Source organism: Qipengyuania profundimaris, from assembly GCF_030717945.1.
Lineage (GTDB): Bacteria > Pseudomonadota > Alphaproteobacteria > Sphingomonadales > Sphingomonadaceae > Qipengyuania > Qipengyuania profundimaris.
Genome location: NZ_JAVAIM010000001.1, coordinates 1,258,200 through 1,283,131 on the forward strand (window position 1 = coordinate 1,258,200; position 24,932 = coordinate 1,283,131).

The window sequence follows — 24,932 nt, forward strand, 5'->3', positions numbered from 1 at the left end:
AAATGACCGCCCCTGTCCACTACCTATAATGCAACTCGGCGGCTGAACTTCAAGTGAAATCCCCGCCCGGATCGCTCCGGACGGGGTCTTTTCCCACGAAGGCGGAAGGCGTTCAGCCAGCCGCCAGCGCTGCCAGCAGCAGCAAAGCGACGATATTGGTGATCTTGATCATCGGGTTCACGGCGGGGCCCGCGGTGTCCTTGTAAGGATCGCCGACCGTGTCGCCGGTCACAGCGGCCTTGTGGGCTTCGGAGCCCTTGCCGCCGTGATTACCGTCTTCGATGTACTTCTTCGCATTGTCCCATGCGCCGCCACCGGCAGTCATGGATAGCGCGACGAAGATCCCACCGATGATCACACCTAGGAGCAGGGCCCCGACGGCGGCAAAGGCGTTCTCCTGCCCGGCAAGGAACAGGATCGCGAAATAGACCACGATCGGTGCCAGCAGGGGCAGCATCGAAGGCAGGATCATTTCCTTGATCGCGGCCTTTGTCACGAGGTCCACCGTACGGGCATAGTTCGGCTTGCTGGTGCCGGCCATGATGCCCTTATCGTTGGCGAATTGCTCACGCACGTCGACCACCACGTCACCCGCAGCGCGGCCAACGGCGGTCATGCCCATCGCCCCGAACAGATACGGCAACAGCGCGCCGAGCAGCAGGCCCACGATGACGTAAGGGTTCTCGAGGCTGAAATCGACGTCCGCCTCTGGGAACAGTTTTGCCAGGTCGGTCGTGTAGGCGGCGAACAGCACGAGCGCGCCGAGGCCCGCCGAGCCGATGGCGTAACCCTTGGTCACGGCCTTGGTGGTGTTGCCGACCGCATCGAGCATGTCGGTCTTCTCGCGAACGCTGTCGTCGAGACCGGCCATTTCGGCGATGCCGCCGGCGTTGTCCGTCACCGGGCCATAGGCGTCGAGCGCCACGACCATGCCCGCCAATGCCAGCATGGCGGTGGCCGCATAGGCGATGCCCATGAGGCCGGCGAGCTGGAAGGTGGCGATGATGCCGGCCACGATCACAAGCGTGGGAAGGGCAGTCGATTCAAGGCTGATCGCGAGGCCTTGGATCACATTGGTGCCGTGGCCCGTTTCCGAGCTCTTGGCGATCGAGCGTACCGGGCGGTAGTTTGTGCCCGTGTAATACTCGGTAATCCAGATGATGAGGCCGGTAATCGCGAGGCCGATGACCGAGCAGATGAACAGGTCCATGCCGGTGAAGGCGGTGACCTGCTCTGCCGTGCCTTCCTCGGCCAGCGGAGCGCCCGGATCGACGCCTGCCACCGCACCACCGATTTCCGTGCCGATCCCACCCAGCGCAAAGCTGATGACGAGATAGATCAGCGGAATGGCGAGGACGGCGGAGACGATGAAGCCCTTGTACATCGCGCCCATCACATTCGTGCCGCCCTTGGCGAGCTTCACGAAATAGGTACCGATGATGCTGGTGACGATGCAAGCCCCGCCGATCAGCAGCGGAAGCGCCATCATCGGCAGCAGCAGGTCGCCCAGCACATCGCTGAACAGCAGCGCGGTGAGCACCATCGTCACGCCGACGGTGACGACATAGGTCTCGAATAAATCGGCTGCCATGCCGGCGCAGTCGCCGACATTGTCGCCCACATTGTCGGCGATCACGGCGGGGTTGCGGGGGTCGTCTTCGGGGATGCCCGCCTCGACCTTGCCGACGAGGTCGGCGCCGACGTCGGCAGCTTTGGTGAAGATGCCGCCGCCCAGACGCGCGAAGATCGAGATCAGCGAAGCACCGAAGGCAAGGCCGACGAGGCCGTAGACCACTTCGTCGCTATCGGGGGCGAAGCCTGCCGGGCCGACGAGATACCAGAAGAAGACGGCGATCGAGAGCAGGGCAAGGCCTGCCACGAGCATGCCCGTGATGGCTCCTGCGCGGAACGCCAGCGTCAGCCCCTGTTGCAGACCGCTTTGCGCGGCAGCTGCAGTGCGGACGTTTGCGCGCACCGAGATGTTCATCCCGATGAAGCCTGCAACGCCGGACAGCACCGCACCGATGACGAAGCCGATCGCCGGCATGAGGCCGAGAAACACGAACACCAGCACGGCGACGACCACGCCGACCATGCCGATAGTGGTGTACTGGCGCTTCAGATAGGCTTGCGCGCCTTCCTGGATGGCGCCGGCGATTTCCTGCATTTTTTCGTTGCCGGCGCCGGAATTGAGCACCTGGCGGCTGGTAACGAAGCCGTAAATGACGGCCAGCAGTCCCAACCCGATAGATATGAGAACTAGGTCCACGGAAAATTTCCCCTCCCGATTGTTTATGTCTTACTACGCCCGTCGTTTGGAATGCGGGCGATTGCGGGCAGAGGTATACGGGCCATGTCTTGCGTGACAAGGCCGAAAAGCGCAGCGATCAGCGCTTATCGACGGCGTTGCGCGCAAGTATTCAGTGCTGGTAGCCGAGCGGCCTGCTTGCGTCCGGCGGTGAACCGTCGAGCAAGAGGGGGGCAGTGCCATTTTCCGATACGGTCCCGATACGCGTAGCCGCGGTTGGGAACACGGCGTTGGAAGGCGCGGTAAAGAGCAATTGGTAGTCGTCGCCCCAGCGAATGCAGTCTTCGAAGCGAGACTGCGCTGCGACCGGGATGCAAGCGCGTTGAAGGTCAAAAACCGTGCCGCTAGCGCGCGCCATTCGTGCGGCGTCCAGCAACAGACCGTCGCTGACATCCATCATGGCGCTGACATGCGGGGCCAGGGCGATCCCTTCGTCGAGCAATGGCTTTGGGCGAAGATAGGCTGGTTCGAACCCTCTAACGCCTTTGAAACCGAGCATAGCTTTTCCGAGTACGCCCGTAACGAAGATGGCATCGCCCGGCCTAGCACCGCGCCTGTCGGGCACAGGGCAGTGTGCAGCACTGCCAATTGCGGTGCAGCCCCACACACGTCTTCCTGCACCTCCAACGGTATCGCCACCGAGAAGGGAGACGTCGTAATGTGCAAGGACTTCGCTCAGTCCCAGAACGAAGCGATCGTCGTCCTCGCCGAGCATATGCGATACGAGAACGCCCAAGGGGCGCGCGCCCTTTGCGGCAAGATCCGAGAGATTTACCGCAATAAGCTTCCAAGCGATATCGGCCGGATCGTCGGTATCGCGCACATGGACGCCTTCGACAATCGTGTCATGCGTGATGACAAGCGTTTGATTGCCGAGATTAATAACCGCTGCGTCGTCTTCCAAGCCGCGAGCTTCGGGCGCTTTCGCCAATGCACGAAGCGAGGCGATGAATGTGTTTTCCGCAGACATCTCTATCGGAAATCAGCGCTTAGCGTTCGCTAAAAGTGCTTGCCAGGGCGAGGTCAATGGAGTCTTCTCAACTCGTCGATAGCGGGACGTGCTACGTCCCGCTCGTCGGATTCACTTGCTAGGCGCAACCATCTGCGAGCCATAGTTACGTCCTCCTTCACTCCCATCCCGCGGGCATAAGCGGTGCCGAGAAGCAGCATCGAGCGGTGGTCGCCACGATTTGCTGCTTTGGTGAACCAGTCGATCGCAGCGGCAGATGAATATGCTACGCCTTTGCCATTGGCGGACAGCCAGCCAAGCTCGCGCATCGCCCATGTGTCGCCAGTTTCTGCCAGCGACCGAAGTGAAGAAATGGCAATATCAAAATTGCCTTGCCTTAACCATGCTTCGATATTGCGTCGCAGCGACGAGTCCGAGGAGTAATGCTCGGTGGCATTACCCGGCCGAATATTCGAGATGGTCGAGGTATCATTCGACGAATGCGTGTTTCCCCAACCGGCGTTCGGCAGAAAGGCAACGCTTGATGCTGCAAGGAATGCGAATGCTTTCAACATCGGCTCACCTCGTTAATGCGATCCAAGCCATGGGACCACGGAACGGAACTGAAAGCAAGATTTAGCGCCCGACCTCTTTCGCAATCGCATCGAGGATGCCGTTCACGAACTTCGCCTCGCGGTCGTCGAAGAAGGCTTTGGCGACGTCGACATATTCGCTGATCGACACAGCCTTGCCGACATCCTGCCGGGCGAGCAGTTCGTAGGTTCCGGCGCGCAGGATCTGGAGCATGGTCTTGTCGAGCCGCGCCAGCGTCCAGCCTTGCGCGAGGCGGGCGGTCAGCAAACCGTCGATCTCCTCGCGCCGCGCATCCACACCGGCGACGACATCGTCAAAGAAATCGACGTCGGCCTCGGCGTATTCGTCGTCTTCGATCACGCGGCCGAGGCGGTGCTGGTGAAACTCGTCGAGCAGCTTGGCGAGCTTCGTGCCCTCCATCTGCTGCTGGTAGAGCGCCTGCACGGCGCCGAGGCGGGCGGCGCTGCGGGCCAGGCTGCGTTTGGTCTGGGTCACTTGTTCAGTCTCACGGAAATCGAAAGGGCGTGCGCGGGGAGGCCCTCGGCCTCGGCCAGCTTGACGGCGGCGGGGCCGATGGCGGCCAGCGCCGCGTCGGAGGCGTCGATGAAGCTGGTGCGCTTCATGAAGTCGAGCACCGACAGCCCGCTGGCAAAACGCGCCCGGCGCCCTGTGGGAAGGACGTGGTTGGGGCCGGCGACATAATCGCCGACCGCTTCAGGTGTATGCTTGCCGAGGAAGACGCTGCCGGCATGACGCAGCTTGGCGAACATCGCCTGCGGATCGGCGACCATGAGTTCGGCATGTTCGGCGGCGAGGCGATCGGCGAGGGCGGGGGCCTGCTCGAGACTGTCGACGATGACGATCAGGCCGTGCGCGTCCCAGCTGGCGCGCGCCGTCTTGCCGGTGGGTAGCGACAAAAGCGCGCGGTCGATACTGTCGCGGACCATGCCTGCGAGCGGCGCGTTGTCGGTGATGAGGATCGACTGGCTGGTCGGATCGTGCTCCGCCTGGCTCAGCAAATCGGCTGCGATCCAGTCCGGGTCGTTGTCCTTGTCGGCGATGACGAGGATCTCGCTGGGACCTGCGACCATATCGATGCCGACGACACCGTAGAGCTGGCGCTTGGCTTCCGCGACCCAGGCATTGCCGGGTCCGGTGATGACATCGACTTTTCCGATGCGCTGCGTGCCATAGGCGAGAGCGCCCACGGCCTGCGCGCCGCCGACGCGCCAGACCTCGTCGACGCCCGCGATATGAGCTGCAGCAAGGACAAGCGCATTGCTCTCGCCCTTGGGTGTCGGCGTGACAACCACGAGCCGCTCGACCCCCGCGACCTTCGCGGGAACGGCGTTCATCAGCAGCGAAGAGGGATAGGCCGCACGACCGCCCGGCACGTAAAGGCCCGCCGCCTCGACCGGAAGCCAGCGCGCGCCGAGACGCATGCCGATATCGTCGGTATAATCGCGGTCTTCGGGCAGTTGGCTTTCGTGATAGGCACGAATGCGGCTCGCGGCGAGTTCGAGCGCGTCGCGCAGCTCGCCATCGAGCGCGTCGTAAGCCGTCTTGCAATCCTCGGCGGAAATGCGCCAATCGCTATCGCTGGTCAGCCGGTGCTGGTCGAACCGCGCAGTGTAATCCACCAGCGCCGCATCGCCGCGCTCTTTCACCTCGTTGAGGATGTTCGCGACATCGCGGGCGACATTGGTGTCGCTCTCGCGCCGGTCGCGCACGACCTTGTCGAACTTCGCCTCGAAATCGGCGTCGGAGGTGCGGAGCAACTGCATCAGGCGGCTTTACGCTCGGTCGCGTCGCGGCGAAAAGCCTCGACCAGCGCGGCGACCCGCGGGTCGGTCTTGAGCGCGGCGCGATTGACGATCAATCGCGCGGTGATGTCGATGATGTGCCCGGTCTCTACCAACCCATTCTCCTTGAGCGTCTGGCCCGAAGAGACGAGGTCGACGATCCGCCCGCACAGGCCGAGCGATGGTGCGATCTCCATGGCGCCGTTAAGTTTGACACACTCCGCCTGCACTCCCTGACGCTCGAAGAAGCGTCGGGTGAGGTTCGGATACTTTGTCGCGACCCTTACGTGGCTGGCTCCGTCGACACTGGCTGCGCCTTCCTTCGGTTCGGCCACTGCGAGGTGGCAGTGCCCGATGTCGAGATCGACCGGCGCATAGAGATCGGCGTAGTCGAATTCCTCGATCACGTCGGAGCCGACGATGCCCATCTGCGCCGCGCCATGCGCCACGAAGGTCGCCACATCGAAGGCGCGCACGCGGATCAGGCGCATGTCGTCGCGCGTGGTGCCGAAGGTAAGCGAGCGGTTGGCCTTGTCGTGGAACGCCTCTTCGGGCACCACGCCGGCGCGCGCCATGACGGGCAGGGCCTCGTCGAGGATCCGCCCCTTGGGCACGGCAAAGGTCAGGCTGTCGCTCATGGCCGCGCAGATAGGCAGCGAAGGGACAAAGGGCAACACGAATGGCAGACCAGGCGGTCATGGATATTGTTTCGGTTCCGCAAGCGATCGCGTGGCAGGCCGAACATGCGGAGAAGAACGGCGCGCCCGGAACCGCGCGGATCGTCCGCGCCCTGCTCGCGCTGGAGGATAGCCAGGCTGCGACCGCGCGCCGTATTAACGGCTGGCAAGGGCTGAGCCTGCGCGATGCCATGCCGCTGCGGATCGCGGGCGGCATTCACAACCTTCTGCTGACGGGCGAGGAGCCGCGGCTCGAGGATGTCTATGCTGGTCGGATGAGCGACCAGGGGCAGGTCGACGCGCTGGTGCGCGAACTGGTCGAGACTTACGATGCGCGGCTGATGCCGTGGTTGGACGGGCCGCCGCAGACGAACGAGGCGGGCCGTTCTGCGAGCCTGATGGCGGGGCTGCTGTGGCTGGCCGATGGCCGGGTCGCGCCGCAATTCGAGCTGCTGGAGATCGGCGCGAGCGCGGGCATCAACACAATGATGGGGCGCTATCGCTACGATCTCGGCGGCGTTCAGGTGGGACCCTCGGCGAGCCGCATGAAGATCGAACCCGAATGGCGCGGATCGCCGCCGCCGGACAGCGAGCCGATGCTGGTCGACGCGCGCGGCAGCGACATCGCTCCGGTCGACCTGACGGACGAAGCGCAGGCGCTGCGCCTCAAGAGCTATGTCTGGCACGAGGCGTTCCAGCGCATGGCCCGGATCGACGCCGCCATTGCCCTGGCCGAGCGAATGCCGCCGGAAATCGAGCGGATGGACGCGGGCGATTGGGTCGAGCACGAACTCGCCAAATCGCAGGAGGAGGGCGTCACGCGCGTGCTCATGCATTCGATCATGTGGCAATACCTGCCGGACTTTACACAAACGCGGATAATCGCTGCGATGGAGAAGGCGGGCGAGGCTGCCGACGCCGACCGCCCGCTCGCCTGGCTGTCGCTCGAAACAAATCGCGAGACTTTCGCGCATGAGTTGCATGTGCGCTACTGGCCCGGTGGCGAGGAGGCGGTGCATCTCGCCAATGCCCATGCGCATGGCGAATGGGTGGAGTGGCTCGGCTAGTCGGTCCGTTCGAGAAACTCGGCCAGCGCCCGGTTATAGGCCTCGGGCGCTTCCCACTGCACGAAATGGCCGCAGTCCGGAATGCGGACGAGCTCGGGATTGTCGATGACGGTATCGAGATCGTCGAGATTAGCGGGCGGCAGTGCCTGATCGTCCATCGCCCAGATGACCAGCGTGGGAATCGTCAGCTTGGGCAGGGGGAAGGGCTGGTAGTCTGCTGGTAGCTCGTATGGGGCATCGAGCGGGAGGACCTCCATCGGACTAGCGCGATAATAATTCAGCATCCCCATCGCCGCATCGGGATCGGACCAGTCCTGTAGCAGCCGGGCCTGCTCTTCGGGCTCCATGGTGGAGGCGACCTCGCGGCCTTCGAAAGCCTTCATCAGGACGGGGAGGAGGCCATGCTCGCGGATCAGCGGATCGTTTGCTCGGTCGCGGAAAGTCGAGAAATACTGGCTCGCCTCACGCTGGGCGCGGTTGGTGTAGAGCAGTTTCGGAAACAGCACCGGATGCGGGGCATTGGCGATGGCCGCGCGCGTCACACGGCCGTTCATCATCCCAGCATAGGCGACGCCCCATGCAATCGCGCCGCCCCAGTCGTGGCCGACGATGGTAAAGCGATCGATCTCCAGCGCATCGGCGAGCGCGAAAACGTCGCCGATCAGCTTGTCCGGCGTGTAGGCCTCGACTTCCTGCGGTTTGGACGAACCACGATAGCCACGCTGATCGGGCGCGATGCAGCGATAGCGGTCGGAGAATGCCGGGATCTGGTTGCGCCAGGTTCGATGGCTTTCGGGAAAGCCGTGGAGGAAGATCAGCGCCGGGGCGTCGCGTGGCCCCTTACCGACGACGTCCAGCTCGATTCCGTTGGCAAGTGTGACGCGCTTCTGCTCCAGCCCGGTCATCAGCCCTCGGCCTTCATCTTTTCCATGTAGCCGCTCGCGACCATTGCCGCGACCTGGTCGAGCAACTGCTCCGGGGTACGGCGTGCCTCGCCCATCGCCTGCTCCATGCCCTGTGCCACTATCACTTCGCGCTCGCCCTTGGCGACGGCATCGACGATCCATTTCGCCGCCTCGCCCGGCGGGATGCCGTTGTCGATGACCTTATCCGAACGCCCGCGCTTGCTGCCGTCGGAAGTGAGGGCATTGCGGCTGACATCGGTGGCGACCGATCCGGGGTAGATGACATGGACCTGCACATCGCTCTGCGACAGTTCGGCGCGCAGCGCGTCCGCATATCCCGCAAGCCCGAATTTCGCCGCGCAATAGGCCGTCCGCATCGGCACGCCGACCTTGCCGGCGATGGAACTGATGAACAGCAAATGTCCGCTGCCGCGCTCGGTCACATGCGGCAGCAGCGCCTGCGTCGCGGCGATTTGCGCGGTAAGGTCGATGTCGATGATCTCGCGATAGACCTGCATGTCGGTGTCGACCGCCGCGCTGCGCTGGGACACGCCGGCATTGGCGACGAAAATATCGACGCCGTGCCAAGCGACGGCTTTGTCGGTCGCGTGCTTCATGGCGTCGTCGTCGCGCACGTCGAAGGGCAGGATGAGCGTCTCGGTAGAGATGCTGTCCGCGACCTCGGCCAGCCGCGCCTCGTCGCGACCCGAGAGAATAACCCGCGCGCCCCGGTGTCCCCATTCGCGCGCCAGTGCTGCGCCTATGCCGCTGCTCGCGCCCGTGATCCAGGCGGTCTTGCCTTCGAAGTTCATATGATCCCCCTCAAGGATAGGTTACGGTTTTGGGTGCGCCATCGGGCAGCGGAATTCGCTCTTCGCTATCGCCCGGCACGTCGGCGAAGCGTCCTTCGCGCCAGTCTTCCTTGGCTTGCTGGATGCGATCGCGACTCGAACTGACGAAGTTCCACCACGCATGGCGTTGCGTTTCGAACGCCTCGCCACCGAGCAGCATGACCCGCCCGCCGGACTTGCTCTCGAGTGTCATGTCGCGCCCCGGTTGCAGCACGTTAAGAGCAAACTTCTCGAGCTTATGCCCGTCTAGCTCCGCCTCGCCTCCCACCAGCATGACGGCGCGTTCGTCCGCCTCGTCCTCGATGGGGATCGCGCCGCCTGCTTCGAGCACGATTTCTGCGTAGATCGTGTCTGCATAGGTCGTCGTGGCAGCTCGTTCGCCCCATAATTCGCCCATGATCACCACGGCCTTCGCGCGGCCATCTTCGATTACGGGAAGATCCTTCATGGCTTCGAAAGCCGGATCGATCTCCTCGCGCCCGTCGGGCAGGGCGAGCCAGGTCTGCATGCCGTAGAGCTTCGGTCCTGCGCGGCGTTCCTCTTCGGGCGAGCGTTCCGAATGAACAATACCCTTGCCCGCCGTCATCAGGTTTACCTGACCCGGCCGGATGGTCGAGAAACTGCCGATGCTGTCGCGGTGGTCGATCGCGCCTTCGAACAGCCAGGTGACGGTTGCGAGGTTGATATGCGGATGCGGCCGCACGTCCATCCCGCTGCCGAGATCGAGCTGCGCCGGGCCGAACTGGTCGACGAAAATGAAGGGCCCGACCATCGATCGTGCCTTCGCCGGAAGCACGCGGCGCACCTTGAACTGGCCGAGATCGTGGGTGGTTGGGATCAGGGTCTCGGTGATCTGGCTCATGCGGCGTCCAGCTCCTCGTAATGGCGGAAAATGCCATCCTCATTGAAGGGGATGCGCGCCTCGCTGTCCAGATAGCTCGCGACGCCTTCGATTTCTGCCACCGCGTCGCGGCAGGCCATGAGCTTGGGATAGTCGTCGGTGATCGCGGCCATCCGGAGCGGGAAAGCATAGCGCAGACCTTCGACCAGCTGGAACAGCGAGGTGTCGACATGGCTCCACGTCGCGCCTACCATGAAAGGCCCCGGTTTGACGGACAGGGCCGCTTCGAAATGATCGAAGTACTTCGGAATGCGCTCTTCGCGAAATGCCTTGGCGGCACGCTTTGCCGCATCCTTCTGGTCGTCGAAATACAGGCCGCTCGCCACAGGGTGATGAGTGTCGTGCACCTCGGCGACGATATCCGTGATCGTGAGCTGCAACTGGATCAGGTGGAGATCGGTCGCCGGATCGCCGGAGTCCAGATCGTGCTTGTCGGTCAGCCAAGTGAGAATATGCGCGACCTGAGCGATAGCGAAGCCCATCTCCCGCTCGACCAGATAGGGCGGCGCATAGGGCGCGAACTGGCCGCTCTTTTCGCGCGCCTCCATATCTTCGACCAGCGCCTGCGCATCATCGGTTCGCGCCCGGTCGCGGTATGGAATCCCGGCGGCTGCCATGAATAGCCGCACGAACTCGCCGCGTCCCTGGATCGATGGCCAATACCAGAGATCGTAGGCGGGCGACGTCATGGCGTCGGCGCCGAGGCCTGAATGGCGAGCGCATGAACCCGCTCGCCAGGAATGTCGCCCAGCGCCTTGTTGACCATCCGCTGGCGTTCGAGCCGGGATTTCTCGGCGAAGGCCGCCGCCTCGATGACGATGGTAAAGTGCGATTCGCCGCTGCCGTCGTCGCCCGCGTGGCCGTGGTGCTTGGCGCTGTCGTTGATCACTTCCAGCCGCGTAGGCTCGAAAGCCTCCGTCAGAAGCGCTTCCATTTCTTGCTGTACTTTTCCGGCCATCGGGCAATTTCTCCTCTTGCGGGGTTTGCATGGCGAGCATCGCTCCCCATTCTACAACGAATGCGCCAGACGAGGTTCCACGGACGATACGAAGATACCGGCAGGGTCTGCGCCCACCCCACTTGCGAGGAGCCCGGCGAATTTCGCGCCCCCGGTGGCCGCGGGCACGGTTTCGACGGTCCGGGCGAGTGGCAATGGCTGTGCCTCGATCACGTGCGCGAATTCAACGCGGGATACGACTGGTTCGAAGGCATGAGTGCGGAGGAAATCTACCACGCGCAAGCGCCCGGTGCGGGTTGGCGGACGGAACAACCGGCGTACCGCCCGACCGCCGGTGTCGACGGCATGCCGCGCTGGGCCGATTACGACGACCCGCTCGATGCGATCTCCGCGCGGGCGGCAGGTATCCGCAGCCGCGCGCGGCGCGAAGCGGAGATGGCGATGGATGGGCGCTTCAGCCGCGAGGAGGCCGAGGCACTGGAGACCATGGGCCTCGGCACGAATATCGACCGCCAACGGCTGCGTCGCCGCTATTCCGAACTGGTGCGCCGCTACCACCCCGACCGCAATGGCGGGGACCGGCGCCACGAGGCGCGATTGGGGCGGGTGGTGGAAGCCTACCAGCTGCTGAGGAAATCGCGCGCAATCGCCTGATCAGTCCGCTTCGCACAGCGCCTTGAGCTGGTCCGCGCAGGCACCCCAGCCTTCCTCGAAGCCCATGTCCGCATGCTGCTTCATCGCGTCTTCCGTCCAGTGGCGGGCGCGGGCGGTGTAGCGGGTGCCGTCGCCATAGGCCTCGATCTCCCAGATTCCGATCATGAAGGGATCGGAGGGTTCGAAGTCAGATTTTACGGCGTCGGTCGTCACGAAGCGACGGCCCTCGTCCCATGCGAGGAAAATGCCCTCCTGCGGCATTTCCTCGCCGTCGGGACCGCGCATGATCATCGCGCTGCGCCCTCCAGGCCGCCTTTCCTGCGCGACCATCTCGATCATCCAGGGCTTGGGGCACCACCATTCGTCCTGCCGGTTGGCGAGGACGTCCCACACCTTCTCTGGCGCTGCGTTAATTCTGCGGGTGATCGAGAGTTCGTGCATCGCAAATCTCCTTGGAATCAATCGTTCGCTTGCGATTGCGCGATCAGGTCCATGTCAATGGCACGGGCTTCGCGGCAGGCGTCGCGACTGGTCACGCGCTCGGCATAGCGGGCGAAGACATCGCGCTTCGGCATGGTGCCGAAGTCGAGGCCCCAAGCGCATTGGCTGCCGACATAGACATCGGCCATGGTGAAGCGATCGCCGCAGACGTAATCGCGGTCCGACAACAGGGTTTCGAGGGTGTCCATCGCCCGGTCAAAAGTGCCGAAGCCGGCCATGCCGGTGTGTTCGTCCGCAACTTCCCAGCCCATGGCCTTGCTCGTCACCGCTTGCTCCACGGGGCCAGCTGCGAAGAACAGCATGCGATAGTAATCCGCCTTCTCGTGATGCTCGGGCAGAAAGCCGCGTTCGGGATGCATCTCGCCAAGGTAGTGGCATATGGCAGCCGCCTCGCTAATCACATGGATGTGGTCGCCATCGTGATGGACTAGGGTAGGGACCTTGCCTATCGGATTGGCACGCATGAGCGCCTCCGGCTTACTCTCCCAGTCGACCAGCTCGGTTTCGTAATCTGCGCCGACCTCGTGCAACGCCCAGCGCGCGATCTGCCCGCGGCTCATCGGGTTGGTGAAGAAAGTGTAGTCGGCCATGGCTCAAGCTCCTTTCGCTGTCGCGGTAAAGACGGTTTCGAACCCGCCGAAGATCATCCGCTTGCCGTCGAACGGCATGTCGAGCTTTTGCCAGCGCTCGTCTGTTTCCATCGTCGCGTAACAGGCGTCGGCCGTGGCCTTGTCGGGCCAGACGATCCAGCTGAAGACCACGCTTTCGCCCTCGTCGAGAGCAACGGCGCGGCGCAAGTCGGTCTGCGTTCCCTCGGGAACATCGTCGCCCCAGTTTTCCATCATCGACAAGGCGCCGTACTCCTTGAATAGGACCCAGCCGGCTTCGGCTGCGGCGATGTAGGCCTTCCGGTTGCTGTCGGGAACTGGCTGCACGAAGCCGCTGACATAGGTCACTCAAATTCTCCTCATCCAACAAGCGAGCCGGCTGCGACTCGCCATTTGCCAAACATTCTCCTTTGGGTTACAAAAAGCAACAATGAAGTTACCAAAAGAAACCAATCCGGGTCGGGGCGTTCATGGTCGCTGGTATGATGATGCTTGCGGTACGGCCTTCGCGATGGAACTCATCGGCGAGCGCTGGTCGCTGCTCATCATTCGTGAACTCATGTTCGGCCCGCGGCGCTTTTCGGACTTGCGCGCCAGCCTCCCGGGTGTTTCGGCCAAGGTTCTGACCGAGCGACTGGCTGGCCTGTCCGATGCGGGGGTCCTGATCCGGCGCAAGCTCCCACCGCCGGTTTCTGCGCAGGTCTACGAACTTTCCGAGTGGGGATATGCAGCCGAGGCGCTGATCCAGGAACTCGGTCGTTGGGCCGCGATGTCCGCGCAGCATGATCCGACGCTGCCGCTGTCGCCGGTCTCGCTGATGCTATCGATGCGGACCATGTTCAATCGGGAGAAGGCGCACAGTATCGACACGGTGATCGGTTTCGACATCGCGGAAGAGCAATTTTCGGCGACGCTGCATGATGGAACGATTCGAATTTCGCGGGGCGAGCCGGGAGGGGCGGACGCGGTTTTTCGGGCTCCTGTTGCACCCGTCATGGCCGCGTTGCTGTACGCCGGGGTTCCGGTCTCGCAGCTCGAGAATGAAGCGGGACTCGTCATTGAGGGGGATCGCGAGCGTGCGCTCGCCTATGCCGAAATCTTCGAGCTGCCGGACAAGCTGGCCTAGCCCTGACGGAAAGCCCAACGCAGCGTCCGGCCCATGCCCCAGGTCGCCGCTCGTGCGGGGATGCTGGCGAGCCCGGGCCGTTCGAGGCCGAGCATGGAGCGGGCGAAGGGCGGCAGGAGTGCGACCGCCTCTGCGCCGAGCATCGCTTGCACCGCTGACGGTGAGCCCTCGGGCTTTTGCGTCAGCACCAGCTGCGCCACTTCGCGCGCCGCTGGCGAGGTCTGCAAGTCGCCGCGCAATTCGCGGAACAAAGCCTCCGCTTCGCGCCGGTCCAGCGGCACCGGATCGGCTCCCAGCGCGCGGGCGATGACGGCGAACTGGCGATAGTATTCGTCCTGCTCGCTGCCCGGCATGTCGGGGCGAACATGGCGCAGGTAGCCGGCGAGGAAACTGGTCGCCTCGGCCACATGAACCCAGGCGAGAGTACGCGGATTGGTCGCCTCATAAGGCGCGCCGTCGGGCAGCGTGCCTCCGACTTTCGCATGGATGCGATTCACCCGCTCGATCGCCGCCATGGCGTCATCGCGGTGGCCGAAGGTGGTGACGGCGATAAATCGCGCGGTGCGGCGCAGGCGCCCGTGCATGTCGGCTCGGAAATTCGAATGGTCGAGCACGCCCTGCAACGCGTGGGGATGCAGCATCTGCAGCAACAGCCCGCGAATGCCGCCCACCATCATGCCGACGATGTCCGCATGGACCAGGCGGATCGGCGAATCCTTCTCGAACAATGCCTCGTCCGAAACCGGCACCGGCTGTTCGCCGCCCTCGACATCGTTGAACACGCCGCGCACCCGCTCGACCAGTTTGAGGCGAAGTTTCTCTGAAAGGGGGTCTTGCGGCATCGCCAGCCAATATAGGCTTGGCGCAGCGGATATAAATGCCTAGGTCGCGCAGGCGATGAACGACATGACCGACAAGAGCTTCGATGCCTCCGCCAAGACGGTGCTTTCCGCGCCCGATACGCAAGTCGATGTGCGCGAAACCTTCGGGATCGACATCGACTGGAAAGTCCCGGCGTTTTCCAAGCCGGACGAGCGTACGCCGGATCTCGACGAGAACTACGTGTTCGATCCGGACACCACGCTCGCCATCCTGGCCGGCTTCGCGCACGACCGCCGCGTGATGGTCCAGGGCTATCACGGCACGGGCAAGTCGACGCATATCGAGCAGGTCGCTGCGCGGCTCAACTGGCCGTGCATCCGCATCAATCTCGACGCGCATATCAGCCGTATCGACCTGGTCGGGCGGGATGCGATCGTGCTACGCGACGGGCTTCAGGTCACCGAATTCCGCGAAGGGCTGCTGCCCTGGGCGCTCCAGCATCCGGTGGCGCTGGTGTTCGACGAATACGATGCAGGCCGGCCCGACGTGATGTTCGTGATCCAGCGGGTGCTGGAACAGCAGGGCAAGCTCACCTTGCTCGACCAGAACCGCGTGATCCGGCCAGATGCGAATTTCCGCCTGTTCGCCACCGCCAACACGGTCGGCCTCGGCGATACGAGCGGACTTTATCATGGCACGCAGCAGATCAACCAGGGCCAGATGGACCGCTGGAACATCGTCGTCGGCCTCAACTATCTGCCTGCCGAGACCGAGCAGGATATCGTCGAGGCGAAGAATCCGGACATCGATCCCAAGGTTCTGGCCGACATGATCAAGGTCGCGGACCTCTCGCGCCAGGGCTTCATCAATGGCGACATCTCGACCGTTATGAGCCCGCGTACCGTGATCACCTGGGCGCAGAATTATGCGATTTTCAAGGACGTCGGCTTCTCCTTCCGCCTCTCCTTCCTCAACAAATGCGACGAGGAAGAGCGGATGCTGGTGGCCGAATATTACCAGCGGGTCTTTGGCGAAGACCTGCCGGAAAGCGTCGTTGGCAAGGGTTAAGCCTGCATCCCCTATCCATGACTGTGTTGTTCGTTTAACACAGTGGGCGATGGGCGTATTCGATTCCTCCAGACGCAGGCCGCAGGCCGGGCCCGAGCCATCGGGCCATAGAGGCTATTATGCGACGCATGATGCGTTCGATTACGACGACTCCCCGTATGACGATTGGGACGACCGGCTCTCCGGTCTCGACCATGCGCTCGAAGCCGAAGAGCGCCGTAGATTGCGCTGGTGGCAGCGGGACTATTGGCTGGGCCGTCGTAAGCGTTGGTGGGCGGGGCGCATCGCGCTGGGGTTGCTCGCCCTGTTTATCCTGCTGGTCGGCTGGCTGGCGATCACCGCTCCGCTGTCCAAGTCGCTCGAACCGATCGCCCCGCCGCAGATCACTCTGCTGGCGGCCGACGGTACGCCGATCGCTCGCAATGGTGCGATCGTCGACGAGCCGGTCGATGTGGACACCCTGCCACCGCATGTGGTGGAGGCTTTCCTCGCGATCGAGGACCGGCGGTTTTACGATCACTGGGGCGTCGATCCGCGCGGCATCGGACGGGCGATCTTCACGGGCACCGGCGGCGGCAGCACGATCACGCAACAGCTGGCAAAGTTCACCTTCCTGACGCCCGAACGCACGCTGACCCGCAAGGCGCGCGAAGCGTTGATCGCGTTCTGGCTCGAAAGCTGGCTGACCAAGGACGAGATCCTCGAACGCTACCTCTCGAACGCCTATTTCGGCGACAATGTCTACGGCCTGCGCGCGGCCAGCATGCACTATTTCTACCGCAAGCCGGAGAACCTGAAGCCTAACCAGGCGGCCATGCTGGCGGGCCTGCTCCAGGCACCCTCGCGTTATGCCCCCACCAAGCATTACGACCGCGCCAAACAGCGCATGGGCCTGGTGGTGAAGTCGATGGTGGCGGCGGGATACATCACCGAGGTCGAGGCGCGCGGGATGGCACCCCCGGCGCTCGACGTGCGGCTCAAGAGCGACTTGCCGACCGGCACTTACTTCGCCGACTGGGCGCTGCCCGAAGCGCGCAAGGAGGCGGACGGTGGCTACGCCCGGCAGACGCTGACCACCACGCTCGACAGCCGCCTCCAGGCGATCGCGCGCGATGTGACCGGCCGTGCGCCCCTCGGCTCCGCGCAGGTGGCGCTCGTCGCGATGCGGCCCAATGGCGAAGTCGTGGCGATGATCGGCGGCAAGGATTACGAGAAGTCGCCGTTCAATCGCGCGACGCAGGCCAAGCGCCAGCCGGGATCGACTTTCAAGCTGTTCGTCTATCTCGCCGCGCTGCGGGCCGGGTGGGACCCCGACGATCGCATCGCCAATACCGCGTTCACCCAAGGCAGCTATCGCCCCAAGAATTCTCGCGATCGCTATTCGGAAAGCCTGACGCTGGAAGAGGCGTTCGCGCAGTCGAGCAATGTCGCCGCCGTGCGCCTGTTCGAAGAAGTCGGCAGTGAGAAGGTGATCCAGCTGGCGCGCGACCTCGGCGTCACCTCGCCGCTCGCCAAGGGCGATCCCAGTCTGGCGCTGGGTACCAATACGATGAGCCTGCTCGAGCTTACCTCCGCCTATGCCGCCGTGGCCGGCAATGCCTATCCGGCAGAGGCTCACGCTTTCGCGAAGCCGGAACGCGGGTTCTTCGAGAACCTCTGGGACGGGCCGTCCAGTTTCTCTTCATCGACGCGTGACGAGATGCAGCGGATGCTGCGGGCAGCGATCAACGAGGGAACCGGCCGTGCGGCGATGCTGAGCGGTCCGAACTTCGGCAAGACCGGCACGACTCAGGACAATCGCGATGCGCTGTTCGTCGGCTATGCGGGCGATCTGGTGGTCGGCGTATGGATCGGCAACGACGATAATTCGCCGCTCGACGGGATTTCCGGCGGTGGCCTGCCTGCCCGCATCTGGCGCGACTTCATGAACCGCGCGCTCGGCGTACAGGCGACCGGCCAGCCTGCGCCGCGCGAACAGCGCGATCCGGGCACGCCCATCGAGCCGCTCGATGTGCCCGACATCGGCGATATCCCGGTGGGCGATGGCAATTCGCGTATTCGGATACGCGACGGCGAGGCAGTGTTCTCGACCGAGGTCGACGGCATTCCGATCGATATCCGCATCGGCGAAGACGGCATCGGGATCGATGACCAGGCGATCGAAGAGGCACGTCGCCGGGCGGAAGAACGCCAGATCGAGGCCGAGGAGCGTTACGAGGAAATCAGGCGCCAGCGCGACGAACGCCTGCGAGATTTGGAGAGTGCTCGCTTCTAGCCTTGCGGCTCCGCCATCAGCACATTCATGACCGCTGTGGCAATCGGGCGCTGCGGATCGTCCTGCCACGCATCGACCGTTAAGTTCGCGCTGCGCCGACCCAGCTTGGTTATCCGGGCCTTGGCATAGGTCGCCTGGCTCTTGCCCGCCGCCAGATACTGCACCGTGATGTTGATCGGTTTGAGTACTGCCGAGCGATCCCGGCGCTCCAGCTCCGCCCTAAGCAGCGCATAGCCTGCCGTTTCCAGCAACCCCCCGGTCGCCCCGCCGTGATAGTGCCCGGGACGGCCCTCGACCGTCTCGTCGAACTCCACCCGCATCACGGGCGTGCCGTCATCCTCCCTGCGATCGAGCCGGATGCCGAGCGATCGTGCGTAGGGCGTCAGCGCATCCATGTCGGTCGGTTCAGCCATTAGGCACCACCGGACCTTGCGGCGCAATCTTCATGAAAACAGCCTGGATATGCGCGACCGGATCCTCGGCATCGCCATCATGGGCAAGGCCCCGGACGAAGGCGGCGCTGCGAGTCAGACGATAGCATTGCGAGCGACCAAAAACGCTGGCCCCTTCGCGAGCGGGGCGCACGTAATCCACTCTGAGGTCGAGCGTTGCGATGGCGCTGAATTCGTCCATCGTGCGCCAGATCGCCATGCCGCTGGCCATATCCATCAGGCTGAGGATCGGGCCGGAAGCGAGCACCCGCTGCCCCTCTTCGCCAAGAAGGTCCTCGCGCCAAGGCAGCTCCAGCTCCACCCAGTCGTCGCCATGGTCGGAATAGGTGAGGCCCAGCCAGCCCGAATGCCCGCGAGCGGTGAAGAACTTCGTCGCCTCCGCAGGATCGAATTTGCGCACTTTGCCGGTCATTGCGGTGCCCGATAGCGCGCGTTATCAACCGGCATCAATCGATTTCATGCCCAATCCGCTTAGAAACCGCCGCCGGCCAGCGTGTCGATCGCACCTTGCAGGATGATCGCGGCGGCGTGGCTGTCGATGCGTGCGGCGCGCTTGGCGCGGCTCATGTCCTGCGCGATCATCGCGCCTTCGGCACTGGCGGTCGACCAGCGCTCGTCCCACAGCAGCACCGGCAGGCCGAGCGCCAGCGCGACGTTGCGGGCATAGGCGCGGCTCGCCTGCGCGCGCGGGCCTTCGCTGCCGTCCATATTGCGCGGCAGGCCGATGACGACGCCCTTGATGGCGCGCTCGCTCGCCAGCGCGCGCAGGCTCTCACTGTCTTTGCCGAACTTGCCGCGTTGTAGTGTCTTGCCCGCCGTCGCGAAGCGCCACTCGCGGTCGCAGGTCGCGATGCCGACGGTCTTGGTGCCGACATCGAGGCCCAGCAAGGCACCGCCGTCCGGCAGCGCGTCGCCGAATTCGAGCGCGTTGTCGGTTACGATTGCGCGGGCGTCCATGCCGTCACCCGCCGCACCACGTCGTCCTGTAGATTCTTCCAGAACAGCGGGATGTCGTAGACGTGATAATTCCCGCCCGGCAGCACGCCCTGGCCCAGTTCGGGCGGATCGCCGATGTAGAGTATGCCGTTGTCCCCGCAGCGCGCGCCGACTGCTCCGGCGACCAACTCTGCCGTGGCGAGGCTTTCTTCCGGCACCAGCGTGCCGAGATTGTCGCTGGGAAGCGCGGAGCCGCCGGTCATGCCGGTCAGCGGATTGACGCAGAGCACCGGGTCCTCGGTCCCGCGCGGCTGGCCATCGAGGCCTGGCATCTGGCTGTAGCGCGTGAGCAACTGGCCCGGATCGCCATCGTCCGCGAAGCTGAGGTAGCTGACGATGCAGGCGGACTGACCGGGCGATGCGCAGGCGGGAAGGGGCAGGGCAGGCAGATCGTGCGCCAGCGAGATCGGCCAGCCGGGCGCGTAGACGGCCGCGATGCGCGGCTCGAGGTATGTTCCCGCCACCACGTCACGCAGCAAGCGCAACACATGTGCCGCGCCTTGGCTGTGCCCGGCCAACACGATCGGCTTGTCCGGTCCCACGCTCTCGACGAAATAGCGGAACGCCTGCTCGACATCGGCATAAGCCGCATCGATGGCGCGCGTCGCTTCCTCGCGGTCGGTCAGGAAAGCACCAACCGCGGCCTGGCGGTACTTCGGTGCCCAGACCTCGTCGGCGCGGTTGAAGGGACTGGCGAGGCCGCGCAGGAAAACGCGGGCAAGCTGGTCGGTATCGGCATCGTTCAGCGGCGCGTTCCAGTCACCCAGGGCGCCCTTGGTGTAGCTGGTAGGGGGCACGAAGAAGACCGCAAAATCGGGCAGCTCGCGCGGGTTTGCGACCTCGCCGGGCTGCGAATTGACACCCACCTGAGGCGCGCCGCGGTCGAGGCTTTGCTCTGCGGCGGGCGCATCTGGGGATGGCGTGCGCTCCGCCGGATCGGGAGGAGTCTCCGCGACCGCCGGCTGATAGCGCGCCGGATCGTTCGCGCCGAGGCCGGGGCGTGAATACCACATCGCAGGGTCCTGGTAGGCGTTCTGGTCCAGCGGCTCCTGCTCGACGAAATCGCCGCGCGGTACGAACGCGATTTCGGTCGCTTCACGCGACCAGATCGATAGCGCGATCCCGCCGACAATGACCAGCACGATCAGGAACGAGACGATGTAGAGAAACTTGCGGACCATGCGTTCAGGCGTCCTTCGGTTCGAATGTCTTCACGTCGTCCACATCCTCCATCCGAGCAGAGCGGCGCTGCAAAGCGGTCTTGATCATCGCCAGCAGCGGATCGGCGAGCGCGATCCCGAGAATCCCGAACAGCACGCCGAAGATCAGCTGTGCCGACAAGACGAGCGCGGGGGCGAGATCGACGGTCTTTTTCGCGATCATCGGAATGATGACGTAGCCGTCGAAGTTCTGGACCAGAAAATAGACGAAGATCGTATAGAGCCCCATATCGGTCCCGCCCGAAAAGCCGACCAGCACCATCAGCACGCCCGATACGATCGCGCCGATATTGGGGATGAAGGCGAGCAGGCCCGTCAGCAGGCCGAGCAGGGCGGCCATCGGCACCGGGTCGATACCGATCAGCATGCCGCCGAACGCCAGCATGATCCAGGTGAAGAAGCCTTCGAACAGCATGCCGAGCAAGCGCCCTGCCAGCAGGCGGCGCAAGGTCTTCGCCATGTGGCTGAAGGTGTCGTAAAAAGCATCGCGATGGCGCGCCGGGATCATCCAGGCCGCCCCGCGCTCGTAGATGTCGGGATCGACGGCGAAATAGATGCCGATAATCATGATGAGGAACAGCGTCGTGAGACCGCCGACGACACCGCCGATGGCCTGCGTTACCGTCCCCACGCCGCTTGCCAGCGATCCCGCGAAGCTGCGAATATCGCCGGACTCGACCGCAAAACCCCTCGACTGCAGCCAGCCGATGGTGCGGCCGATCTGCTCGGTGACGATACTGGGGAACTGCGCCGCCTGCTGCGAGATTTGAGAACCCGCGAAATAGCCGAGCCAGATGAGAAATGCTGCGGTCAGCAACAACACGATGGCGATGCGGAAACCGCGAGCAATCGGCAGGATGCGAGCCAAGAGGCGCGCTCCGCCATCGATCAGCGCGCCGAACACCATGGCACCGAAGATCACGAGCAGCGATTGCGAAATGTAAACCGCCAGCACCAGCAGGCCGATCACGATCCCCCAGGTGAAGGCCTTCCCGATTTCGAGGCGCAGTGACCTGCTGTCGATCCGGGTCGGGCTCCTGCCGAGGTCGCTGCGCTCGCTGTCGGACATCTTGTTTGCTCCCCTGTTCGAAGGGATCAACTCGCCGTGGCGCTTCGGCGTTCCACCACCGCAGGACGCAGCGTCGACCAGGAGCGCCCTTCGCGCAGGCTCGTCCACCAGCTCACCGGGTTGAGCGTCGTAGTGCCGTCGAGCGAGAAGGTGATGAACTCAGCGCGCCCGCCGATGTTCTCCAGCGGGATCGGACCGAGCAGGCCGCGCGAGCTGGCGAGCTCGCGGCTGTCGGAGGAATGATCGCGATTGTCGCCCATCACGAAGACCTCGCCTTCCGGCACGGTGATCTCGGGAAAATTGTCGAGCGCCGTGCGGGTATGGTCGATCACCAGATAGGTCGCGCCATTGGGCAGCGTTTCGCGCATCACCGGCACCCGGCACACCAGTTCACCGGCGTCGTTGCGGGCGCGGAAATTGTCGAGATTGAAGCCGTCGCAGCGCGAATTGGCATCCAGCGGAAGGTCGAGCGCAGGCTCCACCCGCTGTTCGACCGGCGTCCCGTTCAGGATGATCTGCCCGCCTCTCACAGCGATCCGGTCGCCGGGCAGGGCGACCACGCGCTTGATGTAATCCTCGTCGCGCTCCGGGTGCACGGGGATGACGATGTCGCCGTATTCGGGTGTGTCGCCCATCACCCGCCAGTCACCGCGCGGGGCAAGGTGGAAGCTGATCGAGGACCAGTTCCAACCATAGGGATATTTGCTGACGATCAGCCGATCCCCGACCAACAGGTTCGGCATCATCGATTCCGACGGGATGTAGAAGGGCTTGGCAATGAAGCTGTGGAACGCGAAGACGGCCAGGAGCATCAGCGCAAGACCGCGGATTTCCGCGAGCCAGTCGACCTTTTCGTCCTTGCTGTCGGAAGACTTGGCGATGTCGTTCATTGCCGGTGTGCCGGTACTCATGCGGGAAGGGCCTCGATGATCACATAAGCTTGCGCCCATGGGTGATCGTCCGTGAGGGTGAGATGAATGCGCGCCTCATGGCCCTCCGGCACCATTTCCGCAAGCCGGATTGCAGCGCCGCCGGTCAGGGCGAGCGTGGGCGCACCGGATTTGGCGTTCACGACGCCGATATCCTTCATGAAGACGCCACGCCGGAAGCCCGTGCCGACGGCCTTGGAGAACGCTTCCTTGGCCGCGAACCGCTTGGCATAGGTGCCCGCGACGGTGAACGGCCGCCGCCGCGCTTTGGTGCGTTCGATTTCGGTAAAGACGCGGTTCTCGAACCGCTCTCCAAAACGGTCGAGAGAGTTCTGAATCCGCTCGATATTGCAGAGGTCGGAGCCGAGGCCGATGATCATATGCGAGACTCATCCATAAACCTGCGCATCCGGCGGACAGCTTCTTCCAGCCCCACGAATACCGCTTCGCCGACGAGGTAATGCCCGATGTTCAACTCGGCGAGCTCCGGAATAGCCGCAATGGGTTTCACATTCTCGTAGGTAAGTCCGTGCCCCGCGTGCGGTTCGATCCCGACGCTGCGCGCAGCGGCTGACATGGTCGCGATGCGCTCCAGCTCGCGCCCCTCGCGCTCGGCATCGCCGTCGAGCCCGGCATGGGCGTATTCGCCGGTGTGGAACTCGACTACCGGCACGCCGAGGCGCTGGGCGGCGTCCAGCTGCCGTTCGTCCGCCTCGATGAACAGCGAGACGCGGATGCCGTTGTCCTTCAGCTTCCACACGATCGGCGTCAGCGTGTTGTGCAGCCCGGCCGCATCCAGTCCGCCTTCGGTAGTCCGCTCCTCGCGCTTTTCCGGGACGATGCAGGCGGCATGGGGTGTGTGGGCGAGGGCGATGTCGAGCATTTCCTCGGTCGCAGCCATTTCCAGGTTCAGCGGCAGATCGGTGGCCTGCTGGATGCGCCGAAGGTCCGCATCACGGATATGCCGCCGGTCCTCGCGCAAGTGCGCCGTAATTCCGTCACCGCCCACGCTGGCGACGATCTCCGCAGCGCGCACCGGATCGGGATGGTCGCCGCCGCGCGCGTTGCGGATGGTGGCGACGTGATCGATGTTCACGCCGAGGCGGAGTTTGCCGGTGCTCGAGCCATTGCTCATGTCGCGTCTCCACACGCTGCGGCTGACAGGATGTCGAATGAGCGCCCCTGCTGCTGCCACAGCTCGCCGAAATCGAAATTTTCGTCCTTCACTGCAAGCACAAGCGCCATCTCGGTCTCGGGAAGGATGAAGTTTCGCAGCTGGTAGCCGCCGATCGCACCGCGCCGCTCGACTATTCTTACCGCCCCGTCGCAACCGGCAAGCGGCACGTCATAGACCCATTGGCCCAGCGCCATGTAGCCGAGCGCCGGATCGCTTTCCCACATTTCGGCTCTCGCTTCGAGTGACAGGAGCCTGCCGTCGAGCAGCGCGCGGTCGAAGGCGATGATATCGTTCATTGAACCGACGATCCCCGCCGAAGCGCCGTAGCGAGAGATGTCGAAAGGGAAGTCCGCGTCGCTGCGCGCGAGGCTGCGCGGTCGCCGGGGGGCGAGCATCGGGCCCTGAATTCCGGCAGTACGAAAGCGTTCGCCGATCAGCGCGCCAATCGGTCTGCCTGTCACCGATTCCAGCACCGCGCCGAGCACGATGTAGTCGCAATTGTTGTACGTCCAGCCTTCGGCGGGGGGCGCGCTGCGTCCGGCAAGGCACCATTCGACCCCGCTCGGTCCGGTCGAATAGAAGTCTGGAACGCCGTTCGCATCCTGCGGGCTGTCGTCCGGATTGCGCAACCCCGATTGGTGTTGGAGCACCTCACGGACCGTAGGCGCGGCGATATCTTGGGCAGGCGGGAACGGTAGGTAGCTTGTCGCCAGGGCATCCAGCTCCAGCGCGCCGCGCTCGACCTCCTGCATGACCAGCACCGCGACGACCTGCTTGGTGATCGAGGCCCAGGGCCACGTTGCGTTTTCGCAGTCAGGCGCGCTGCGGACCCAATAGGTCATGCCGTCGCGATACAGCTGGACCTCGCCGGGGAAATCTTCGCCGATCGCTGTATCGAGTGCGGCGTAGAAGGGCGGGCGGACAGGCTCGGCAGCTTCGTCGCCTAGCACCGATACAGGCTGCAAAGCGCAAGCCAGCGCCGGGCCGGCGAGGCTCGCCCAGACGAGCGCTAGCATACCTGCA

General features: G+C 64.1%; 29 protein-coding genes. 5 read left to right on the forward strand and 24 right to left on the reverse strand.

From position 1 onward, the window contains the following. Positions 1–112: 112 nt before the first annotated feature. From Q9K02_RS06145 to hisG, 6 genes are all read right to left on the reverse strand, one after another. On the reverse strand, positions 113–2,269 hold the full coding sequence (locus Q9K02_RS06145) for a sodium-translocating pyrophosphatase (protein WP_305932093.1): 2,157 nt from the start codon (positions 2,267–2,269) through the stop codon (positions 113–115). Between the two features lie 151 nt (positions 2,270–2,420). Further along, on the reverse strand, positions 2,421–3,278 hold the full coding sequence (thiL, locus tag Q9K02_RS06150) for a thiamine-phosphate kinase (RefSeq protein ID WP_305932094.1): 858 nt from the start codon (positions 3,276–3,278) through the stop codon (positions 2,421–2,423). A 53-nt stretch (positions 3,279–3,331) separates the two neighbouring features. Beyond that, positions 3,332–3,832 (reverse strand): tetratricopeptide repeat protein, encoded by a 501-nt coding sequence (locus Q9K02_RS06155; RefSeq protein WP_305932095.1) that lies wholly within the window; start codon positions 3,830–3,832, stop codon positions 3,332–3,334. Positions 3,833–3,893: 61 nt separating this feature from the next. Beyond that, positions 3,894–4,346: a transcription antitermination factor NusB gene (gene nusB, locus Q9K02_RS06160; RefSeq protein WP_305932096.1), complete on the reverse strand. Its 453-nt coding sequence runs from the start codon at positions 4,344–4,346 to the stop codon at positions 3,894–3,896. Continuing rightward, entirely contained in the window at positions 4,343–5,635 is a 1,293-nt protein-coding gene (gene hisD / locus Q9K02_RS06165) for a histidinol dehydrogenase (protein ID WP_305932097.1), read from the reverse strand. Before hisD ends, nusB begins: the two co-directional genes overlap by 4 nt. After that, complete coding sequence (gene hisG / locus Q9K02_RS06170) at positions 5,635–6,291, reverse strand: ATP phosphoribosyltransferase (protein WP_305932098.1); 657 nt, start codon at positions 6,289–6,291, stop codon at positions 5,635–5,637. The genes hisD and hisG overlap by 1 nt, the downstream gene beginning before the upstream one ends. Positions 6,292–6,332: 41 nt before the next feature. Here hisG and Q9K02_RS06175 point away from each other — a divergent pair, with 41 nt between their 5' ends. Next, positions 6,333–7,397, forward strand: coding sequence for a DUF2332 domain-containing protein (locus Q9K02_RS06175; RefSeq protein WP_305932099.1), 1,065 nt, complete (start codon positions 6,333–6,335; stop codon positions 7,395–7,397). Here the strand turns inward: Q9K02_RS06175 and Q9K02_RS06180 are convergent. Genes Q9K02_RS06180 through Q9K02_RS06200 form a run of 5 tightly spaced genes read right to left on the reverse strand, consistent with a single transcriptional unit; the run spans position 7,394 to position 11,012 of the window. Then, complete coding sequence (locus Q9K02_RS06180; RefSeq protein WP_305932100.1) at positions 7,394–8,302, reverse strand: alpha/beta fold hydrolase; 909 nt, start codon at positions 8,300–8,302, stop codon at positions 7,394–7,396. The two genes, Q9K02_RS06175 and Q9K02_RS06180, sit on opposite strands and share 4 nt — an antisense overlap. Further along, a complete protein-coding gene (locus Q9K02_RS06185) occupies positions 8,302–9,114 on the reverse strand; it encodes an SDR family NAD(P)-dependent oxidoreductase (protein WP_305932101.1) in 813 nt (270 codons plus the stop codon). Before Q9K02_RS06185 ends, Q9K02_RS06180 begins: the two co-directional genes overlap by 1 nt. 10 nt (positions 9,115–9,124) lie before the next feature. Further along, the gene (locus tag Q9K02_RS06190; RefSeq protein WP_305932102.1) at positions 9,125–10,015 is read right to left on the reverse strand and encodes a pirin family protein; all 891 of its coding nucleotides are present in this window, start codon (positions 10,013–10,015) and stop codon (positions 9,125–9,127) included. Further along, positions 10,012–10,743 (reverse strand): glutathione S-transferase, encoded by a 732-nt coding sequence (locus Q9K02_RS06195; RefSeq protein WP_305932103.1) that lies wholly within the window; start codon positions 10,741–10,743, stop codon positions 10,012–10,014. The genes Q9K02_RS06190 and Q9K02_RS06195 overlap by 4 nt, the downstream gene beginning before the upstream one ends. After that, positions 10,740–11,012: a BolA family protein gene (locus Q9K02_RS06200; RefSeq protein ID WP_305932104.1), complete on the reverse strand. Its 273-nt coding sequence runs from the start codon at positions 11,010–11,012 to the stop codon at positions 10,740–10,742. Before Q9K02_RS06200 ends, Q9K02_RS06195 begins: the two co-directional genes overlap by 4 nt. A 60-nt stretch (positions 11,013–11,072) precedes the next feature. Here Q9K02_RS06200 and Q9K02_RS06205 point away from each other — a divergent pair, with 60 nt between their 5' ends. Continuing rightward, a complete protein-coding gene (locus Q9K02_RS06205) occupies positions 11,073–11,666 on the forward strand; it encodes a J domain-containing protein (RefSeq protein ID WP_278327238.1) in 594 nt (197 codons plus the stop codon). Here Q9K02_RS06205 and Q9K02_RS06210 read toward each other — a convergent pair whose 3' ends face one another. From Q9K02_RS06210 to Q9K02_RS06220, 3 genes are read right to left on the reverse strand one after another with little or no spacing between them, the layout of a single operon-like run. Next, positions 11,667–12,107 (reverse strand): SRPBCC family protein, encoded by a 441-nt coding sequence (locus Q9K02_RS06210; RefSeq protein WP_305932105.1) that lies wholly within the window; start codon positions 12,105–12,107, stop codon positions 11,667–11,669. A gap of 17 nt (positions 12,108–12,124) precedes the next feature. After that, a complete protein-coding gene (locus tag Q9K02_RS06215) occupies positions 12,125–12,757 on the reverse strand; it encodes a glutathione S-transferase family protein (protein WP_305932106.1) in 633 nt (210 codons plus the stop codon). A gap of 3 nt (positions 12,758–12,760) precedes the next feature. Further along, the gene (locus Q9K02_RS06220) at positions 12,761–13,123 is read right to left on the reverse strand and encodes a DUF1428 domain-containing protein (protein ID WP_305932107.1); all 363 of its coding nucleotides are present in this window, start codon (positions 13,121–13,123) and stop codon (positions 12,761–12,763) included. A gap of 82 nt (positions 13,124–13,205) precedes the next feature. Between Q9K02_RS06220 and Q9K02_RS06225 the strand changes: the two genes are divergently transcribed. Then, positions 13,206–13,901, forward strand: coding sequence for a winged helix-turn-helix transcriptional regulator (locus Q9K02_RS06225; protein WP_305932108.1), 696 nt, complete (start codon positions 13,206–13,208; stop codon positions 13,899–13,901). On the opposite strand, the gene Q9K02_RS06230 is transcribed toward Q9K02_RS06225, so the two are convergent. Next, positions 13,898–14,743, reverse strand: a complete 846-nt coding sequence (locus Q9K02_RS06230) for an oxygenase MpaB family protein (RefSeq protein ID WP_305932109.1) — start codon at positions 14,741–14,743, stop codon at positions 13,898–13,900. The genes Q9K02_RS06225 and Q9K02_RS06230 overlap by 4 nt on opposite strands. Positions 14,744–14,798: 55 nt before the next feature. Here Q9K02_RS06230 and Q9K02_RS06235 point away from each other — a divergent pair, with 55 nt between their 5' ends. Both Q9K02_RS06235 and Q9K02_RS06240 read left to right on the forward strand, forming a co-directional pair. After that, the gene (locus Q9K02_RS06235; RefSeq protein ID WP_305932110.1) at positions 14,799–15,791 is read left to right on the forward strand and encodes an AAA family ATPase; all 993 of its coding nucleotides are present in this window, start codon (positions 14,799–14,801) and stop codon (positions 15,789–15,791) included. Positions 15,792–15,840: 49 nt separating this feature from the next. Further along, positions 15,841–18,066, forward strand: coding sequence for a transglycosylase domain-containing protein (locus Q9K02_RS06240; protein ID WP_305932111.1), 2,226 nt, complete (start codon positions 15,841–15,843; stop codon positions 18,064–18,066). Here Q9K02_RS06240 and Q9K02_RS06245 read toward each other — a convergent pair. Genes Q9K02_RS06245 through Q9K02_RS06285 form a run of 9 tightly spaced genes read right to left on the reverse strand, consistent with a single transcriptional unit; the run spans position 18,063 to position 24,925 of the window. Beyond that, complete coding sequence (locus Q9K02_RS06245) at positions 18,063–18,479, reverse strand: PaaI family thioesterase (RefSeq protein WP_305932112.1); 417 nt, start codon at positions 18,477–18,479, stop codon at positions 18,063–18,065. The two genes, Q9K02_RS06240 and Q9K02_RS06245, sit on opposite strands and share 4 nt — an antisense overlap. Continuing rightward, complete coding sequence (locus tag Q9K02_RS06250; protein WP_305932113.1) at positions 18,472–18,930, reverse strand: PaaI family thioesterase; 459 nt, start codon at positions 18,928–18,930, stop codon at positions 18,472–18,474. The genes Q9K02_RS06245 and Q9K02_RS06250 overlap by 8 nt, the downstream gene beginning before the upstream one ends. A 59-nt stretch (positions 18,931–18,989) precedes the next feature. After that, positions 18,990–19,475, reverse strand: a complete 486-nt coding sequence (gene ruvX, locus Q9K02_RS06255) for a Holliday junction resolvase RuvX (RefSeq protein ID WP_305932114.1) — start codon at positions 19,473–19,475, stop codon at positions 18,990–18,992. Beyond that, entirely contained in the window at positions 19,454–20,695 is a 1,242-nt protein-coding gene (locus Q9K02_RS06260) for a DUF3089 domain-containing protein (RefSeq protein ID WP_305932115.1), read from the reverse strand. The genes ruvX and Q9K02_RS06260 overlap by 22 nt, the downstream gene beginning before the upstream one ends. A gap of 4 nt (positions 20,696–20,699) precedes the next feature. Next, on the reverse strand, positions 20,700–21,803 hold the full coding sequence (locus tag Q9K02_RS06265) for an AI-2E family transporter (protein WP_305932116.1): 1,104 nt from the start codon (positions 21,801–21,803) through the stop codon (positions 20,700–20,702). Between the two features lie 26 nt (positions 21,804–21,829). After that, a complete protein-coding gene (gene lepB / locus Q9K02_RS06270) occupies positions 21,830–22,714 on the reverse strand; it encodes a signal peptidase I (RefSeq protein ID WP_305932117.1) in 885 nt (294 codons plus the stop codon). Continuing rightward, a complete protein-coding gene (acpS, locus tag Q9K02_RS06275) occupies positions 22,711–23,112 on the reverse strand; it encodes a holo-ACP synthase (protein ID WP_305932118.1) in 402 nt (133 codons plus the stop codon). The genes lepB and acpS overlap by 4 nt, the downstream gene beginning before the upstream one ends. Then, on the reverse strand, positions 23,109–23,867 hold the full coding sequence (locus tag Q9K02_RS06280; RefSeq protein ID WP_305932119.1) for a pyridoxine 5'-phosphate synthase: 759 nt from the start codon (positions 23,865–23,867) through the stop codon (positions 23,109–23,111). Before Q9K02_RS06280 ends, acpS begins: the two co-directional genes overlap by 4 nt. After that, positions 23,864–24,925, reverse strand: coding sequence for a serine hydrolase domain-containing protein (locus Q9K02_RS06285; protein WP_305932120.1), 1,062 nt, complete (start codon positions 24,923–24,925; stop codon positions 23,864–23,866). The genes Q9K02_RS06280 and Q9K02_RS06285 overlap by 4 nt, the downstream gene beginning before the upstream one ends. Positions 24,926–24,932 lie beyond the last annotated feature (7 nt).

Bases quoted from the DNA above. Each gene is read 5' to 3' on its own strand.
- thiL (WP_305932094.1), bottom strand. From the start codon at position 3,278: ATGTCTGCGGAAAACACATTCATCGCCTCGCTTCGTGCATTGGCGAAA.
- Q9K02_RS06155 (WP_305932095.1), bottom strand. From the start codon at position 3,832: ATGTTGAAAGCATTCGCATTCCTTGCAGCATCAAGCGTTGCCTTTCTG.
- hisD (WP_305932097.1), bottom strand. From the start codon at position 5,635: ATGCAGTTGCTCCGCACCTCCGACGCCGATTTCGAGGCGAAGTTCGAC.
- hisG (WP_305932098.1), bottom strand. From the start codon at position 6,291: ATGAGCGACAGCCTGACCTTTGCCGTGCCCAAGGGGCGGATCCTCGAC.
- Q9K02_RS06175 (WP_305932099.1), top strand. From the start codon at position 6,333: ATGGCAGACCAGGCGGTCATGGATATTGTTTCGGTTCCGCAAGCGATC.
- Q9K02_RS06180 (WP_305932100.1), bottom strand. From the start codon at position 8,302: ATGACCGGGCTGGAGCAGAAGCGCGTCACACTTGCCAACGGAATCGAG.
- Q9K02_RS06185 (WP_305932101.1), bottom strand. From the start codon at position 9,114: ATGAACTTCGAAGGCAAGACCGCCTGGATCACGGGCGCGAGCAGCGGC.
- Q9K02_RS06190 (WP_305932102.1), bottom strand. From the start codon at position 10,015: ATGAGCCAGATCACCGAGACCCTGATCCCAACCACCCACGATCTCGGC.
- Q9K02_RS06195 (WP_305932103.1), bottom strand. From the start codon at position 10,743: ATGACGTCGCCCGCCTACGATCTCTGGTATTGGCCATCGATCCAGGGA.
- Q9K02_RS06200 (WP_305932104.1), bottom strand. From the start codon at position 11,012: ATGGCCGGAAAAGTACAGCAAGAAATGGAAGCGCTTCTGACGGAGGCT.
- Q9K02_RS06205 (WP_278327238.1), top strand. From the start codon at position 11,073: ATGCGCCAGACGAGGTTCCACGGACGATACGAAGATACCGGCAGGGTC.
- Q9K02_RS06210 (WP_305932105.1), bottom strand. From the start codon at position 12,107: ATGCACGAACTCTCGATCACCCGCAGAATTAACGCAGCGCCAGAGAAG.
- Q9K02_RS06215 (WP_305932106.1), bottom strand. From the start codon at position 12,757: ATGGCCGACTACACTTTCTTCACCAACCCGATGAGCCGCGGGCAGATC.
- Q9K02_RS06225 (WP_305932108.1), top strand. From the start codon at position 13,206: ATGAAGTTACCAAAAGAAACCAATCCGGGTCGGGGCGTTCATGGTCGC.
- Q9K02_RS06230 (WP_305932109.1), bottom strand. From the start codon at position 14,743: ATGCCGCAAGACCCCCTTTCAGAGAAACTTCGCCTCAAACTGGTCGAG.
- Q9K02_RS06235 (WP_305932110.1), top strand. From the start codon at position 14,799: ATGAACGACATGACCGACAAGAGCTTCGATGCCTCCGCCAAGACGGTG.
- Q9K02_RS06240 (WP_305932111.1), top strand. From the start codon at position 15,841: ATGGGCGTATTCGATTCCTCCAGACGCAGGCCGCAGGCCGGGCCCGAG.
- Q9K02_RS06245 (WP_305932112.1), bottom strand. From the start codon at position 18,479: ATGGCTGAACCGACCGACATGGATGCGCTGACGCCCTACGCACGATCG.
- Q9K02_RS06250 (WP_305932113.1), bottom strand. From the start codon at position 18,930: ATGACCGGCAAAGTGCGCAAATTCGATCCTGCGGAGGCGACGAAGTTC.
- ruvX (WP_305932114.1), bottom strand. From the start codon at position 19,475: ATGGACGCCCGCGCAATCGTAACCGACAACGCGCTCGAATTCGGCGAC.
- Q9K02_RS06260 (WP_305932115.1), bottom strand. From the start codon at position 20,695: ATGGTCCGCAAGTTTCTCTACATCGTCTCGTTCCTGATCGTGCTGGTC.
- Q9K02_RS06265 (WP_305932116.1), bottom strand. From the start codon at position 21,803: ATGTCCGACAGCGAGCGCAGCGACCTCGGCAGGAGCCCGACCCGGATC.
- lepB (WP_305932117.1), bottom strand. From the start codon at position 22,714: ATGAGTACCGGCACACCGGCAATGAACGACATCGCCAAGTCTTCCGAC.
- acpS (WP_305932118.1), bottom strand. From the start codon at position 23,112: ATGATCATCGGCCTCGGCTCCGACCTCTGCAATATCGAGCGGATTCAG.
- Q9K02_RS06280 (WP_305932119.1), bottom strand. From the start codon at position 23,867: ATGAGCAATGGCTCGAGCACCGGCAAACTCCGCCTCGGCGTGAACATC.
- Q9K02_RS06285 (WP_305932120.1), bottom strand. From the start codon at position 24,925: ATGCTAGCGCTCGTCTGGGCGAGCCTCGCCGGCCCGGCGCTGGCTTGC.